Genomic DNA, 15,708 nt, shown 5'->3' with positions numbered 1-15,708 from the left:
GTGGTCTTTTTTGTGGGTTAAAGTGTGGGTGATTATGTGGGTTGTGTGTTTTTGGTTGTGGGTTATTATGTGAGTCATTGTGTGGGCTGTATGCACGGCATTTTTTGTTCTTCTAAAACACAGGCACGATACCGATTGTACACAAGACCGTTCCGGTCATGTTACAATCGTGTGCCAAAGGGGGACGCCCCTTTGAAACCCCGAACGATGCAGCCGTTCTTATGCGGTTCTACGAACCTTGAGGACATATGAAGAAAAAAACCAACAAAAACGTTCATGTAACATTCAGACTTACCGAAGAAGAATATGCTCCGTTCGATAGGGCTATAAAAGAGCTTAATATTAGTAAGTCTGAATTTTTCAGGCTGCTTACTATTGGTAAAATAAACACATATGCATCTGATAAACGTAACATACCAGAATACAAACGTTGTCTTTCTCAGTTGAGTTGGGCAGGAAACAACATAAATCAAATAGCGCACCGATTAAATTCAGATCATTTAAAAGGTATTATATCAGAATCGCTTTATAAAAAGGTTTTAAATGGACTAATCGGTATTCGTGATCGCCTTCAGGAGATAGCTAAATGATTGTCAGATACGGTGGTGGTAATGATGGTATCGTTGATTATCTGATAAATGGTCGCAAAGCAGAACGCCAGTACACGCGTGATGAACTTGATCATCGTGTTGTTCTTGATGGTGATTTACAGACTACAGATAAGATTATTGATTCTATTGAAAACAAAAGTCAGGAACGTTATTTGCACATTACTCTGTCTTTTCATGAAAGTCATGTGTCGAATGAAGTGTTAAAGGCTGTTGTTGATGATTATAAAAAATTATTGATGAATGCTTATCATCCTGATGAATACTCTTTTTATGCGGAAGCTCATTTGCCTAAAATTCGTCATATCCAGGATAATAGCACTGGTGAACTTGTTGAAAGAAAACCACATATTCATATTGTAATTCCTAAAGTAAATTTGATTACTGAAAAGTTCCTGAATCCAGTGGGAGATGTTACCAAAGGGCATACAATTGAACAGCTTGATGCTATACAGGAATTTATTAATAATAAATATAATCTTGATAGCCCTAAAGACTATCCGCGTAAAGATGCGGATTACGGAAAAATTATAAGTAGAGTTAAGGGGGATCTTTACAAAGAGCATCACTCTGAATTGAAAGGTGAGTTGCTTTCGCGTATAGAGAACGAGAAAATTGAAAATTACTCTGTATTCAAAGATATTGTTGCAGAGTATGGTGAACTTCGTATAAGAAATGCTGGTAAAACCAATGAGTATCTGGCTGTAAAATTGCCTGGAGATAAAAAATACATAAACTTAAAAAGTCCTCTTTTTCGTCAGAATTACATTGAGACAAGGACATTAACACTTGAGAAACCAACACACAAAGAGATAGAAAAGAGACTTAATACCTGGTTAAATAAAACAAGCCAAGAGATTAAGCATATTTTTAACCAGGCGGAGAAAACAAGGGAACTTTACAAGACATTAAGCCCTTCACAACAAATTGATTTCCTGCAAGAGAGGATAAAAGAATATGACTCAAGAGAAAAACTTAACGAAAGAAATTCTCAGCAAACGTCAGGACGAGCGGGAGGTTACAAGTCGTGTCCTAAAAAGTTTGCCAGAATCCGTCAATCTGAAGCAACAGTCGGATTGTCACGTATGCCCCAACGCGGTATGGTTTACGGAATCAATGGATTCACAAGACCCGACTCTGTCAGTGTATTGTCAGATATTTCGCAGCGTGATCTGGCAGAGCAATTATCGCAAAGAGAACATCCTGGTCAGGATGTGCGACGGGATTATGATAGACAATTCACAGAGTCAGGAATAAAAAGTCTTGAACGCTCTTCTTTTTTGTGTGAAACGATGTTTCAGACTCTGAATGAGGCGGCAGAGAAAAACGAAATTGCAACGATGGCAGAAATTCGCAGAAATATTGATCCTGTCAGGTTTCTGTCTTCTGCCGCCGAGCGTTTTAATATTATTCCAGCGCAGCATAAAATCAGAACAGCAAAGGACGGTTCCCCCCGGTTTTCTGTGGGGAATCGTAATATGAACGCATCTGATTTTCTGACAAAGCATATTAATCTTGCCTGGAAAGATGCGAAATCCTTTCTGCTTGAAGTTTATTCACAGCAGTTAGAAAACACGCCATATACGCGCTATCCAACCTACAGACGCCTTACGCATCATGAAGCCCGTGAGCGTCTTAACTCACTGAATTTATCGGAAAAAACATTACGAAATACTATCAGGTTTGAGCGTGGCAAGCTGTATAATGATCTGCGAGAGATGAGACGCGAGTTGAAGTTAATACCACGTGAACAGCGTGATATTGCCGTGGGTGTGATTGTTTACAAAAAACTAACCACACTTGAGCGTCTTTCTGAACTCGACACAGAGGGGCGACACATAATTCGTCAATATCATGCTGACTGGCATAAGGATAAAGATGAAATGAAAGCCCTTGAACGTCTCAAAAGCTATCTCAACTTCGATGAAATCAACGCCATTTCTGCTGACGAACCCGAACTTTCGCTTCAGAAAGCGGTGGATTCCCAGCGCCGCTTAGAAGAGGCGAAAAAGGTTAACTCCAAACTAAAAGATCTTGTGATGGATAAGCAGGATTCCAGGATTGTTTATCGCGATCAGGAATCGGAAAAGCCTGTCTTTACCGACAAAGGGAACTTTGTCGTTGCGGGTAAAAATCCTTCAAAAGAAGAGATCGGAATAATGCTTGAGTATTCCAGGGAAAAGTTTGGTGGTGTACTCAAACTTACCGGCTCTGAAGATTTCAAAAAAATGTGCGCTGAAGTTGCCGCAGAGCAGGACATGAAGATTATTTTACGCCCGGAGCAGTATCAACAGATGATGCTGGAATTAAAAGCAGAACTTCAGGGTAATAAGTTTGAGCAGGTGGAAACACAGGAAAATAGCCAGGAGTCCGAATCCAGAATAGAGAAAGGTGATGCATTGAAGGAACAGGCCACCGAACAGGAACAGGCTACAGAGCAGGCACAGGCTACAGAGCAGGCACAGGCTACAGAACAGGCACAGGCTACAGAGCAGGCACAGGCTACAGAGCAGGAACAGGCCACCGAACAGGAACAGGTCACCGAACAGGAACAGGCTACCGAACAGGAACAGGCTACCGAACAGGCACAGGCCACAGAGCAGGCACAGGCCACAGAGCAAGCACAGGTCGCAGCGCAGGCCACATCTTCATATGATCCTGGTGTTATTACCAGGGCAAACACCCTGGATTCACAGATGCTTAGTAAAGGCACAAATGGTGAATTTGGCTATTTGAAATCTCTGGATAGCGATGAAAATGAGATTTGGGAAGTGCTGGGACATGTACCTGGAGACAGCGATGATATTTTTGACGTTGCCAGTTTTGATAATGAAAACGACGCAAAAGAATTTTGCAAAATTGTGAATGAGTTAGGTATTGACAGAACACAGGCTCTGATTCAGGAGCAGCTTACTACTCAACACGATCAGGCTACTGCGCAGGTGCATAATAAACAGGAAATTTATTGTATAAACTTTAGTCGCTTCCATGATTTGAATGAAGGTATCGTCTTTCATTCTAAAGATGCGGCTATTCAGTGTTATGAGGAAAGCAAATCTTCTGCAATAGAAAAATATGAAAGCAATTATTTAAATGGTGATGGTTTTGATACTGTTGTGCTTATGTCTAAAACTGTCTCAACCGATGAATTATCCTCTTATCCAGAGGGGGCATTAGTAACGTTTGATAGGCCATTTGAAATAATTGCCAATTCATATGAAGAATACCGTACTCCAGTGTATGCGGTTTCTTTTTCGAAGGATGAGTTTAGTGAAGATATTAAGACTTTTGAGTCATTGCACGACGCATCTGAATATAAAAATAAGATGCTTCAGGAGCACGGGCTTAACCAGGATGATATCTTAATCACACCTGTAACAAGAGAAGAAATCGCCTTTAAAGGAATTAAGGACGCTGTTAATGACGCTAATATGGCAGTGATGGAACAGGCGGGGGATTCGTCCAGAGAATCACCAGAAGAGATACTCGCCAGTATTTCAGCTAACGAGCATATGATCTCCGGGCTTGAAAACTTCCTGGTTAAAGACCGTTCTCAGTTCAGTTCCTGCAATGGGGATATCGTTGTGGAGGCGGAAATTACCAGGGGGGAAGGTGGTCTTTATCACCTTGCGGTCGCTGGTAAGCATGGCTTAGAGCGTGGTGATGCAGTTGCCAGAGTGGATGTTACGGAGCAGCAATTTGCCGCGATCACTGGAAAAACACCTTCTGAAGTTTTAACGGGGGACCAAACATCGGCTCGTGTTCCGGTAATTACAGGTATCCATTTCAGTACAAGGGCTATTGAAAATGTGAATAAACTGGAACAACAGAAGGATTATGTCTATTTCTCAACACATGAAGGCCTGAATGCTGAAATAAAAGATTTCAGCTCTCTCAAGGATGCTATTGAGTGGGGCCGGGTTGAATGCGAGCTACATGATCTCAATAAGCGCGATACTGTCATTTATCGCGTCGAGTCTGAACATATTTCTCAGGGGATTGACGCTGTAATGAAAAATGCTGAACGCGTGGAGCGTCATGAAATTGAGAAAGCACAGGGACGGGATTGCACGCCGGAAGACGGCAAGATTCTTGAGGCAATTGATCGCTTTGAGGACAAGTTCAGAGGGGAAGGACTGAAGTTCGAAAGGGAGAAGGCCGAATCCGATTTGCTTAATCACGGATTCACTCGTGAAATGGCAGAAGATGCTCTTGGAAAACAATTTGTCCAGGCCAGAGAAGAACATCTGGAATTGCAGCAACAGCGTGACAATTCACAGGACATGCACTAATTAAGAAAAAAGCCCGGTTTTCGGGCTTTTTAAGATACAAATTATAAATACTCTCAAGTGTATATTCAGTATGGGATTGCGCAATGATTGCCTAATAAAATTTCTGAAATATTTCTGTATCGCATAATTTTTTATATCAGATAAATTGTACTGGATTTCTTAAAAAATTGCAGTATAATTGCCACAATTATCCCACCGTTTATTTTTTGATTAGTTTCTCATGATGCAGCATACTTCTGTGTGGTACCGACGCTCGGTCAGTCCGTTTGTTCTTGTGGCGAGTGTTGCCGTTTTCTTGACCGCGACCGCCAATCTTACCTTTTTTGATAAAATCAGCCAAACCTATCCCATCGCGGACAATCTCGGCTTTGTGCTGACGATCGCTGTCGTGCTCTTTGGCGCGATGCTACTGATCACCACGCTGTTATCATCGTATCGCTATGTGCTAAAGCCTGTGTTGATTTTGCTATTAATCATGGGCGCGGTGACCAGTTATTTTACTGACACTTATGGCACGGTCTATGATACGACCATGCTCCAAAATGCCCTACAGACCGACCAAGCCGAGACCAAGGATCTATTAAACGCAGCGTTTATCATGCGTATCATTGGTTTGGGTGTGCTACCAAGTTTGCTTGTGGCTTTTGTTAAGGTGGATTATCCGACTTGGGGCAAGGGTTTGATGCGCCGATTGGGCTTGATCGTGGCAAGTCTTGCGCTGATTTTACTGCCTGTGGTGGCGTTCAGCAGTCATTATGCCAGTTTCTTTCGCGTGCATAAGCCGCTGCGTAGCTATGTCAATCCGATCATGCCAATCTACTCGGTGGGTAAGCTTGCCAGTATTGAGTATAAAAAAGCCAGTGCGCCAAAAGATACCATTTATCACGCCAAAGACGCGGTACAAGCAACCAAGCCTGATATGCGTAAGCCACGCCTAGTGGTGTTCGTCGTCGGTGAGACGGCACGCGCCGATCATGTCAGCTTCAATGGCTATGAGCGCGATACTTTCCCACAGCTTGCCAAGATCGATGGCGTGACCAATTTTAGCAATGTCACATCGTGCGGCACATCGACGGCGTATTCTGTGCCGTGTATGTTCAGCTATCTGGGCGCGGATGAGTATGATGTCGATACCGCCAAATACCAAGAAAATGTGCTGGATACGCTGGATCGCTTGGGCGTAAGTATCTTGTGGCGTGATAATAATTCGGACTCAAAAGGCGTGATGGATAAGCTGCCAAAAGCGCAATTTGCCGATTATAAATCCGCGACCAACAACGCCATCTGCAACACCAATCCTTATAACGAATGCCGCGATGTCGGTATGCTCGTTGGCTTAGATGACTTTGTCGCTGCCAATAACGGCAAAGATATGCTGATCATGCTGCACCAAATGGGCAATCACGGGCCTGCGTATTTTAAGCGATATGATGAAAAGTTTGCCAAATTCACGCCAGTGTGTGAAGGTAATGAGCTTGCCAAGTGCGAACATCAGTCCTTGATCAATGCTTATGACAATGCCTTGCTTGCCACCGATGATTTCATCGCTCAAAGTATCCAGTGGCTGCAGACGCACAGCAATGCCTATGATGTCTCAATGCTGTATGTCAGCGATCATGGCGAAAGTCTGGGTGAGAACGGTGTCTATCTACATGGTATGCCAAATGCCTTTGCACCAAAAGAACAGCGCAGTGTGCCTGCATTTTTCTGGACGGATAAGCAAACTGGCATCACGCCAATGGCAACCGATACCGTCCTGACCCATGACGCGATCACGCCGACATTATTAAAGCTGTTTGATGTCACCGCGGACAAAGTCAAAGACCGCACCGCATTCATCCGCTGATTTCTCCCTGTATTTTTTCCAAACCCACCGCACACTCCATTCGTATTATGGGCGGTGGGGTGGGGTTTGTTATGCCGTATTTATCAAATAAACGCCTACTTGCTGAGATGAGTATCGCTCTTGTCATGGCGATCGTTGCCACGCTGACCCTTGAGCACAGTCAGATTGATCTGATGGTCGCTGATTGGTTTTATCTGGGTATGGGGCATTGGATGGTTGCCAAGCAAGCTTTTTTGCCAGATTTGCTACTGTATTCTGGACTAAAAAAGCTGCTGATGGCGATGCTGATCTACTTGCTGGTTGCGACCATTTGCCGTGCTTATCATGAGAAAAAGGGCAATGCTATCACTGCCAAGTGGCTTGTCCCAGTGACAAAATTTCGCGTGCGTGAGCTTGCGTATCTGGTGCTGACTTTGATCCTAGTGCCGACAGTTGTCGCGTCATTGAAGGCATATACTCATGTGGTCTGCCCTGTGCATTTGACGATTTTTGATGGTACGCTGCCGTATTTGCCGATGCTTGATAGTATGCGTAACACCATTCCTGATAAGTGCTTTCCTGCGGCGCATGCCAGTAGCGGATTTGCGCTGTTTGCCTTTGCGTTTGCGCCAAGTTTGCGCCGCCGTCGTGGTGCGATCATCATCGTGGTGATGGCATTGGGCTGGGCGATGGGCTGCTATAAGATGATTATTGGCGATCATTTTTTGAGCCATACGGTGGTGTCGATGATGCTTGCGTGGGCGATGTCGGCAGGGCTTGCGTGGGTGTTTTTTAAGAAGGGTGAACAATTCAAGGAAAAAAAATCAACCCCAAACAGAAATAACAGCTACAAAAATGGACAGTAATAATGCAATAAAAGTAATGTTGAGCCATATGTTGGACGAGTCTTTTAAGACTAATGAGGCTGTTAATGCCATTGTAATGAAACTAATGATAATAATGGCTGCAAATAAATATTGTACAATGTTTTTTATTGTACTTGGTTGCTCCCCAATTCTTTCTCTGTAATTTGCATCAACATTAGATATCCATTGAAGTAATAGAGCAATAAAACAGCCTACTCCGCAAACGGTGAATTGCACAGACGTCGGGTTTGAATCAAACAACGAGATCGCTAAGTTATATAAGTATACCGCGCCTGAAATCACCCCGACAACTAAAATAGAGATGAGTATAATCCGAAGAACTAATGTATTGCTTTCCTTTAAGGAATATATTAAAGCCGCTTTTTCGTATTCTTTCATGATTTAATCCAGTCTATAAGTATAAGAACCAACAAAACTGTCCAGGATTCATTTTCTGTGAGCATATGAAATCCCATCCAGAGTGATGATACTGGCAGAAACACGCCCACAGCCGGAATTATTAGTCTGGCGGAGAATATCCTTATCAGGAGTATCAATAGTGATAAGAACAGAAAAAGAGTGATCATGTGGAAAAACATTCACATCACCTATAACACTATTAAGATAGCCTGCCAGATATCCATTTCAGACAGGCTATATACAGGGTTCAATTCATTCTATGAAAGGTGTATAGGGATTGCTGATGTTTGTGTCGATCAAAAATCTAATATTAATAGATGAGAACTAATATACATATTTCCAGACGGATGGGGGGATTTTATCGTAGAGTTTATTCATTGTGAGTTCTGCAAGCCTGTGATCGGCGGCGGCATTAAACGACTCAAGCTCAGAAGGAGGGAGGCTGTTTTGGTTTTTTTCAATAATCTTTTCAAGTGTGTCGAGTGTTGAGCAACGTCTTAACTGAAAGAGCCAGTCTTGTTTTGTTTTCATTGTACAATTCCTGAAGAACATCCTTGTCCTATAGTAGCTACAACGATGTTTGATTTCTACTGCTGGATTTATTTCTTACTTTTTTGTGTAAACTCAAATCCCAGTTTCCCGGTTGCTTTGTCAACCAGTTTTACTTTTGCTGAAAATTCTTTGTTTGTTTTTTGACTAATGAAACCTTTCAATTCACTTGTAACTCCTTTTGTTATTAACGTTTCAATTTGTTTATCGGTTAATGATTTGCCGCAGAAATCTTTCCATATCTTAAATTCACATCCTGTACAGAAATAACCTTTTGGTCTGATAACAATCTGTTTACCACAGGAAGGACAAGGAGAGGGCAGGCGTTGTGACTGACCAGACGGCGCGCTGGGGGCAACTTTTATTTCAGCACTGTTCGCATTACTAATCATCGGTATCAGATCATTGTACAGTTCGTCAACGAACTGTTCGATGGTCATTTCTCCGTTTTCAATGAGTGTCTGTTTTTCCGCCCATAATGCCGTCATATCTGGATTAACAGCTATATCCGGCAGAGCATCAATAAGCGCATACCCGGTATCAGTCGGAATAAGTTTTCCTTTTTCCAGGGTGATATAGTTCCGTTTTTTCAGTGTTTCCAATATGGAAGCCCGCGTAGCTGGCGTACCAATACCGCCATGTTCGTCTTTTTTATCCCGATCTTTATCCTTCAGTAACTTTTTAATCACTGGATCAGTGACAAAATCTGCGACACGAACAAGCGCGGCAAGTAAAGTGGCTTCGGTGAATAATGGCGGTGGCGTTGTTTTCTTCTCATTCACAACCACTTCTTTTGTCGTCACTGTTTCTCCTGTGCGAATTTTACAGAGCAGATCAAAAGCGGAATCATCATTTTCGGCTTCTGATTCCTCATCCCCGGTATTTTCCTCACCAAGAAACGCTTCAAATCCGCTGTCTGTTGTTTTCCTGGCACGGGCATAAAACGACTCATCACCACACTGAATGGCAACGGATACTTCCTGGTATGTTTTTTCAGGCATGAACTGAACAAGATAGTGTTGTGCGATTGCCAGGTAAACATTGCGCTCGTCACTGCTCAGCGCGTTTACATCCGGTACGTTAACGGTCGGGATTATCGCCGTATGCGCAGTCACTTTCGCACTGTTAAACGCCTTGCTTTTACGTGTCGAATCAACGTCCAGTGGCTGATCGAATACTGACTTCAGGGCATCGAGAACCTGTGGTGCTTCGCTGAATTGTTCATCAGAAAGATATGAGCAATCTGAACGGTTGTAAGTAATTGCTTTGTATTTTTCACGTAGCTGCTGTGTGATATCCAGCGTTTGTTGTGCCGTCATTTTGAACTTCTTGTTCATGTACTGCTGAAGCCGGACCAGGTTAAAGGGCAATGGCGCAGCCGTTTTTTTATCGTCTGTTGCTGCTGCTTCAACTGTCGCTGGTTTTCCTGCAAGGGAAGCCGCTGTTCCATTCGCCCACGCCTTATCAAGTAATTTACGGTCTGTCAGTGGTGCGAACTCACCAGGTTTCCAGTTCGCCCTGATAACATCAACGCCGCGTTGAAAATGCCCGGTCATGGTGTAGTAGAAACTGGATTTATGATTCTTGTTGGCACGGGTGCGATTTACTATCAGGCCAAGAATAGGCGTCTGAACACGCCCGACCGAAAGTGTCCCTTTATAGCCTTTAGCCCGTGCCGGGATCGTATAAGCACGCGTCATGGATAAACCGTATATCGCGTCGGCTACAGAACGCGCCAGAGCCTTGAGATAGAGTCCTCTGAAGTCACGGTTATTTTTGGGATTTGCCAGTGCCTTTTTCACTGCCGGAAGGGTGTTGTCGTTGATCAGAACGCGCTTAACGGGTTTTGTGTTGCCTGCATATTCCAGGACCTCATCGACAAGTAGCTGTCCTTCGTCATCTGGATCGCCAGCATGAATAATTTCGGTCACATCGGCACGCCTGATAAGCTCAATAATCGTTTTAACTTGTTTTGCGGCGCTTTCTACTGGCTGGTATTTTACGGGATAAAGACGCAAAGGGAGTGTTTCAATCTTCCACTCTTTGTATTCAGGATTATAGTTTTCGGGGGGCTGTGATTCGATAATATGACCAAAACAGTTAGTCACAATAGTATTATCACTTTCAAACCAGCCATCATGACGGGTAAAATTGCCACCAAGCGCCTTAACAATATCATTCGCTACTGCGGGTTTTTCTGCGATAAAAAGTTTCATTTTGTTATCCTTTACATTGAATTAATCTTTTGGCACAACGGATAGCACGTTCTTCTGATACTGCCTGTTGCCAGTTATCTTCACTTACTGGATGTCTGAATCTGCGTTCACAGCCATTAAAAGCAAAAATCCCCTCACGGTTAAGTATATTAGTTGCAATATCCTGGTCTTTAATTCTCAAAAAGGCTGTTACGGCAAAACCAGAATACGAAGAAATTTTTGAAATGATGCATTCATCAGCTTTTATTAACGCGGCAAAAGGAACTATCTTTTGATGACCACACGAAATCAGAGGGAGTGTGTGAATATCATAATAAGCTATTGAATGACAATCCATGCGGGTATCATCAATAGCTGCCAGCCAGAATCCTGTCTGGTCTTTTATTTTTCTGCTAATATCTGAATCTGAAACACCAGGATTTAATAAATATCCACCATAACAGACATGGAAGGGGTGAGCAGATTCATCAATATCAGGAAGTTCTTTTACCGGATTTTCTTTCCAGTCCTTCAGAACACCGAATTCAAGAGCATCCAGCAAAAACTTTCGTTCAAATCCATCAAGCAATGCATATTGCATGTTAAACCTCTCAAAGAAGCTCTGATTTGTTGACCTCATGGTGAACCAGTTCACCATTGCGTAAGACAAACAGGTAAGAAAACTTTCTTTCCTTATCTTTCAGTCAGTTTTTGTATTCAGAAAGAATAAACACCCAGTCATCGGTGCTGTAATGAGATGCGATGACTCATTATCTTTTTAGTGATGAGTTGATTATTTTTAAAATATGCCTGCCTTTAATTAGCATGTTTCTGGAAACAGCCTGATTACGAATACCTCTCATCTGGTCAAACTGATAGGTTAAATCATGTTCTTTTCGTGAAAGTCCAAGAGTGGCTCTTTCATTATCCATCAGGACTGAAATTGCAATATATTCTCCAGATGCACACCAGTCTGCATAACTGGCAACGCAATGTTCCATCTCCTGACCTTCCTGACACAGAGCATCAAATGTAATTAATTCATTTACACCGTTATCAACTTTCTGCCAGTTTATCCCAGTTCCTTTCCATTTTGGGATTACGGGAATAACGTTATTCTTCACTTGTCGCGTCCATTCATCAGATAGTCTCCAGAAAGAAGGCCACTCCTGGTTTTTATGAATTAACCGTTCTTCTGCTAACAACCAGTCAATTGCATGACACAACTGATTCGTTTCCATTTCCCAGCGTGATGTTTGCCTGGATTCAGTATTACGGTCATAAAAGCCAATGTTTTTAAATAAATCACGATGATATTCTAGCCATTTTGAGCATATACGATAAATATCATTTTCTTTTTCTGAGTAAGCTCGAATGCTAATATAATCGATAATCCAGTAAATTGCTCTCACAGGATAGTTCTTGATAAGTGGATGGCGTAATAATCTGACTGTAAATCTGAATGATGCATTATCATGTTTATCATTTAAAGCATATACTAATGACAAACTAACATGTCGTAAACTTCTGAACTCACCATAACTAAGTTTGCAGGGAAAACTGATTTTTTCATATAACTCTTTTGTCTTTCCAGATAGTATAAACTGACCATTTTTATGTTGTTGTCTTAGACGACCAACCATAGGCCACAATCCGAAAAAATCCATATCATTCACAATATGGATTCGCTTTGAAAAATCCAGATAGTCCTCAAATAATGCCTGACGAATTGAATTGTAAGCTATCGAACAATGTGAAGCTCTGGCATATTGTGCAAATATCTTTTTATCTACCATTATCCATATAGCTTTACTCAATGCTTTTGAAGCATTAAATTCATTATCCACCCCTATAATTTTTAATGCTCTCTGATAAATTTTGTTTTTTATCTCTGCGAGTAAAATATGTCTGCTGATATATCGTGTATTATAGGGGTAGTTGAATGATGCTATTTTACCAAGGCAATGAACAATGTCATGTATTCCATACTCATATGAGTAATATACATTGGATGGATATAGTGTGGAAATATAACGACTCTCACTGTTTTCCTCTTCCTCTCCAATGCGTAACAAATAGAGTTTGTCTTCAATTGAATATCCAGCCTCAATCAATGATTTGATGATGTAGCTAATCGCATATTTTAACCAGTCGTCCATGTCGTATGCAGATTTTTTAGACCAGAATAAAAAAATCTTACCAGGAAATGAATTTCTTCTGGTCCATACCCCAGTGTGCTTATCTCTTAGCTTGTATCCCCACAAAGTGATTTTGTTATTCTTTTTGTTTTTTCTAATACGAAAAACGCCACAAATGATAATGGAGATGTACTTTTCATTCTCCTCTGTTTTTACAAGACGAAGCCCCCCTGTATTTTGATAGATTTTAAAAACATCATGCAACGTAAGAATATTATTGTCCCTTGTCTGTTGATTAATTACATACATGCCGCCCCCTGTTAAAAAGAAGCCTTTAATATTGCACAAAGATAAAAAGACAGAATCATGGCAAACCAAAAGAAGAATGCATTTTCTTGCCCCCTTAATTTCTGATACGCCATTCCCACGGTGGAACCGGATTTGCATCGGCCCACAAACCACGTTTTTGTTCCTGCGCTTCCCGTTGCAGAGCCGGTAATGACTCATCCACGTTGTAACGTTCATATACCCATGCAGCGCCAGACTGAACCATAAAGCGGCTGGCATCCGTGCCGTTCGTCGTGAACACATGACCGATAATGCGTCCGTAGCGGTCTTTATGTGAATAAGAGACTGTCACCTGTTTACCTGCAACCAGAGTTTTAAGCTGACTAGTTGACCAGCGTCCAAAAGGTTGTTTCTTTTCAGGGGCATCGATGTTTATCAATCGGACTCGGATCGGAACTTCATACACAACAATTTTTGCGGGTAGTGTTTTAATTTCTATGGTGTCGCCATCGAGAACGCGAATAACTTTCCCCTGAAGAATTTTCTGGTTAAATGTATAAGGTATTCCACCTGCATTTGCAGACTGAAAAGCGGTAAGCAGATAAATAAATATTGTTAATAAGATTTTCATAAAAGATTAACGTTAATTTGTCTGTGCAATGGATAGAGCGTTATTCTTATTTTCTTCCTGCCGCTTCATCGAAAAATGATGATTTTCCTACTGCTGCGGCATCATACTGAAATGAATATCCAAAATCATCGTCATGCTCAAAACCTGTATTTTCTCCATTTTTTAGTCTGGAAAGAATAATCTCAAGTTGACTGATTATATCTTCCCTTTCACTATGACGAGTGCCTTGTAAGAGAATAGTTACTTGTTGCAAAGGATATGCATGTTCAATCCATGCCTGGCTAGGTCCAGAGTGCGTTGTATATAAATTTTTTTGTGCCGAAATATTATTCAGAAAACAGTTTAAGTCATCATTGGAATAAATTTCTTTAATATTGTTGATGTTGGATGTTAGTTTTCCAAGTTGGAATGGTGGAGAATTTTTGTCTTCATTGTTGTCTCCTTTATCGTATTCTGGAAACACAATTAACAAAGGTGCACCATTAGTTCTCTTCATAAAACGGGTTACTAGCCGCCCAATATATTTATTGGACATATGCTGTTCAATGTCCAGGACAGCATATTCCTCCGCTGGGAACATTTTGTTTTTTTCGATGGATTTAATTTTTCTGGTAAGATGAATGTTTCTGATAAGCAAACCTACTATCAGGAAGTAAATAAATATCCAGAATAAAAAATCACTCTGTAGTTGTTCTATCATAAGTGAATCCTCTAATTTGTTAATGGACAAATCATTACCCGTTCATCAATGTTTGTAGGAAGTTCGCCAGGAGTAGGGACGCGTTCTCCTCGCTGGGCGGCTTGTGCCAGTGTTCGTAGCAGCAACACGCTGGCATGAAATATGGCCTGTTCTTTTGTGGCTGCGCTTGTTTCCAGGTCGAAATCACTCAGAGTCACAACGACTTGCCCGTTTCTGTTCTCGACCGTTGCCGGGTAGGGAACAAAATAGGGAGCGATTTTGCTGGTTTGCTTGCGTCGGGCATCGAGTTTACTGACAAGTTGATAAGCCCGAAGGTGTGTGTATCGTTTCAACATGTTCAGGGAGCGATGGCCTGAAATAGCGGCAACCTCAATGACGTTCAATGTACCAAGTTCGAAAAATCGGCTGATAGCCTCATGACGGAGGTCATGAAAATGCAAGTTTTCTATCTTCAGTTCCTGAAGTGCTGTTCGCCAGGCACTTTTGAATCCCGAAGAGGTATAAGAAAAAATATTACCGTTAAGCTGTGTCGGCAGCATTTGCAGGTAATTACGGGCTTTCCTGGATAGCGGAACATCGCGTGGAGCACCGTTTTTGGTTGTTGGAAGATGAGCTACCCCATGTTGCAGATCGACGTGTTCCCAACGCAATGACAAGATTTCACCTTGTCGCATTGCTGTTTCCAGCGCCAGATGAAAAATGACGTAAAGAGCCTGATTTTTTTCTTTGAAATACCGCGAAAGTCGGCGTTCTTCTCCTGAAGTCAGGCGACGATCGCGCCCGCTACTGATTTTGGGTTTTCTGACCAGTTCGACAGGATTCATGCGGCATGTTCCCCATTCCACACGGGCGATATTGAATAATGATGACAACAGGGCAAGTTCAAGACGGACGGTGTTTCCGGTTATTTGACGCCCCGTTCGTGGGTTAATTTGCGCCAACCGTTGATCCCGATAATTGGCAATATCAACAGTGGTAATGTCATCCATATAGCGTTCAGCAATAGGGTGACGTTTAATCACATTTACGCGATAAAACTCCTGTAGATGGCCTTTTTTGTGGATGGATACTGTCTTCAGGTATTTGTCCAGCGCCCGGCTGATTGTCATTTTGCGAATTTTGATTTTCTGAAACATATCCCCTCCAGACAAAAAAGGGGGGAAGGTAGAGATTCTTGCTTCGAAATGCAATATCAC

Annotated in this window: 12 protein-coding genes; 4 read left to right on the top strand and 8 right to left on the bottom strand. The window is 42.0% G+C overall.

Going from position 1 to position 15,708, the window contains the following annotated elements; translation table 11 throughout:
* Positions 1-248: 248 nt before the first annotated feature.
* From ACJHWK_RS20750 to ACJHWK_RS20735, 4 genes are all read left to right on the top strand, one after another.
* Positions 249-590: a plasmid mobilization protein gene (locus ACJHWK_RS20750; protein WP_000730722.1), complete on the top strand. Its 342-nt coding sequence runs from the start codon at positions 249-251 to the stop codon at positions 588-590.
* Positions 587-4,900, top strand: coding sequence for an LPD7 domain-containing protein (locus ACJHWK_RS20745; RefSeq protein WP_034169409.1), 4,314 nt, complete (start codon positions 587-589; stop codon positions 4,898-4,900). Before ACJHWK_RS20750 ends, ACJHWK_RS20745 begins: the two co-directional genes overlap by 4 nt.
* A gap of 220 nt (positions 4,901-5,120) precedes the next feature.
* Positions 5,121-6,746: a phosphoethanolamine--lipid A transferase MCR-1.1 gene (locus ACJHWK_RS20740; RefSeq protein ID WP_049589868.1), complete on the top strand. Its 1,626-nt coding sequence runs from the start codon at positions 5,121-5,123 to the stop codon at positions 6,744-6,746.
* A gap of 71 nt (positions 6,747-6,817) precedes the next feature.
* Positions 6,818-7,591: a PAP2 family protein gene (locus tag ACJHWK_RS20735; protein WP_052234578.1), complete on the top strand. Its 774-nt coding sequence runs from the start codon at positions 6,818-6,820 to the stop codon at positions 7,589-7,591.
* Here the strand turns inward: ACJHWK_RS20735 and ACJHWK_RS20730 are convergent.
* From ACJHWK_RS20730 to ACJHWK_RS20695, 8 genes are all read right to left on the bottom strand, one after another.
* Positions 7,550-7,990 (bottom strand): hypothetical protein, encoded by a 441-nt coding sequence (locus ACJHWK_RS20730; protein ID WP_000666084.1) that lies wholly within the window; start codon positions 7,988-7,990, stop codon positions 7,550-7,552. The genes ACJHWK_RS20735 and ACJHWK_RS20730 overlap by 42 nt on opposite strands.
* A 345-nt stretch (positions 7,991-8,335) precedes the next feature.
* Complete coding sequence (hha, locus tag ACJHWK_RS20725; RefSeq protein ID WP_000850854.1) at positions 8,336-8,542, bottom strand: hemolysin expression modulator Hha; 207 nt, start codon at positions 8,540-8,542, stop codon at positions 8,336-8,338.
* Positions 8,543-8,610: 68 nt separating this feature from the next.
* Positions 8,611-10,776: a type IA DNA topoisomerase gene (locus ACJHWK_RS20720; protein WP_034169408.1), complete on the bottom strand. Its 2,166-nt coding sequence runs from the start codon at positions 10,774-10,776 to the stop codon at positions 8,611-8,613.
* Between the two features lie 4 nt (positions 10,777-10,780).
* Positions 10,781-11,356: a hypothetical protein gene (locus ACJHWK_RS20715; protein WP_001303470.1), complete on the bottom strand. Its 576-nt coding sequence runs from the start codon at positions 11,354-11,356 to the stop codon at positions 10,781-10,783.
* Positions 11,357-11,525: 169 nt separating this feature from the next.
* Positions 11,526-13,202 carry a PcfJ domain-containing protein gene (locus ACJHWK_RS20710; protein ID WP_000289347.1) on the bottom strand — a complete coding sequence of 559 codons (1,677 nt, stop codon included), beginning with the start codon at positions 13,200-13,202 and terminating at the stop codon, positions 11,526-11,528.
* A gap of 94 nt (positions 13,203-13,296) precedes the next feature.
* A complete protein-coding gene (locus ACJHWK_RS20705) occupies positions 13,297-13,812 on the bottom strand; it encodes a thermonuclease family protein (RefSeq protein WP_000698398.1) in 516 nt (171 codons plus the stop codon).
* A 46-nt stretch (positions 13,813-13,858) separates the two neighbouring features.
* Entirely contained in the window at positions 13,859-14,512 is a 654-nt protein-coding gene (locus ACJHWK_RS20700; protein ID WP_170855322.1) for a hypothetical protein, read from the bottom strand.
* An 11-nt stretch (positions 14,513-14,523) separates the two neighbouring features.
* Positions 14,524-15,648, bottom strand: coding sequence for a site-specific integrase (locus tag ACJHWK_RS20695; protein WP_000486716.1), 1,125 nt, complete (start codon positions 15,646-15,648; stop codon positions 14,524-14,526).
* Positions 15,649-15,708 lie beyond the last annotated feature (60 nt).

The sequence above is a fragment of the Escherichia sp. WS547 genome (genome assembly GCF_046486065.1).
GTDB classification, from domain to species: Bacteria; Pseudomonadota; Gammaproteobacteria; order Enterobacterales; family Enterobacteriaceae; genus Escherichia; species Escherichia coli.
The sequence above is the reverse complement of the archived record's forward strand: the minus strand, read 5'-3'. Positions and strand labels throughout refer to the sequence as shown.

What these genes read in the sequence shown, in the direction of transcription:
- ACJHWK_RS20750 (WP_000730722.1), top strand. Translation starts at nt 249, where the DNA reads ATGAAGAAAAAAACCAACAAAAACGTTCATGTAACATTCAGACTTACC.
- ACJHWK_RS20745 (WP_034169409.1), top strand. Translation starts at nt 587, where the DNA reads ATGATTGTCAGATACGGTGGTGGTAATGATGGTATCGTTGATTATCTG.
- ACJHWK_RS20740 (WP_049589868.1), top strand. Translation starts at nt 5,121, where the DNA reads ATGATGCAGCATACTTCTGTGTGGTACCGACGCTCGGTCAGTCCGTTT.
- ACJHWK_RS20735 (WP_052234578.1), top strand. Translation starts at nt 6,818, where the DNA reads ATGCCGTATTTATCAAATAAACGCCTACTTGCTGAGATGAGTATCGCT.
- ACJHWK_RS20730 (WP_000666084.1), bottom strand. Translation starts at nt 7,990, where the DNA reads ATGAAAGAATACGAAAAAGCGGCTTTAATATATTCCTTAAAGGAAAGC.
- hha (WP_000850854.1), bottom strand. Translation starts at nt 8,542, where the DNA reads ATGAAAACAAAACAAGACTGGCTCTTTCAGTTAAGACGTTGCTCAACA.
- ACJHWK_RS20720 (WP_034169408.1), bottom strand. Translation starts at nt 10,776, where the DNA reads ATGAAACTTTTTATCGCAGAAAAACCCGCAGTAGCGAATGATATTGTT.
- ACJHWK_RS20715 (WP_001303470.1), bottom strand. Translation starts at nt 11,356, where the DNA reads ATGCAATATGCATTGCTTGATGGATTTGAACGAAAGTTTTTGCTGGAT.
- ACJHWK_RS20710 (WP_000289347.1), bottom strand. Translation starts at nt 13,202, where the DNA reads ATGTATGTAATTAATCAACAGACAAGGGACAATAATATTCTTACGTTG.
- ACJHWK_RS20705 (WP_000698398.1), bottom strand. Translation starts at nt 13,812, where the DNA reads ATGAAAATCTTATTAACAATATTTATTTATCTGCTTACCGCTTTTCAG.
- ACJHWK_RS20700 (WP_170855322.1), bottom strand. Translation starts at nt 14,512, where the DNA reads ATGATAGAACAACTACAGAGTGATTTTTTATTCTGGATATTTATTTAC.
- ACJHWK_RS20695 (WP_000486716.1), bottom strand. Translation starts at nt 15,648, where the DNA reads ATGTTTCAGAAAATCAAAATTCGCAAAATGACAATCAGCCGGGCGCTG.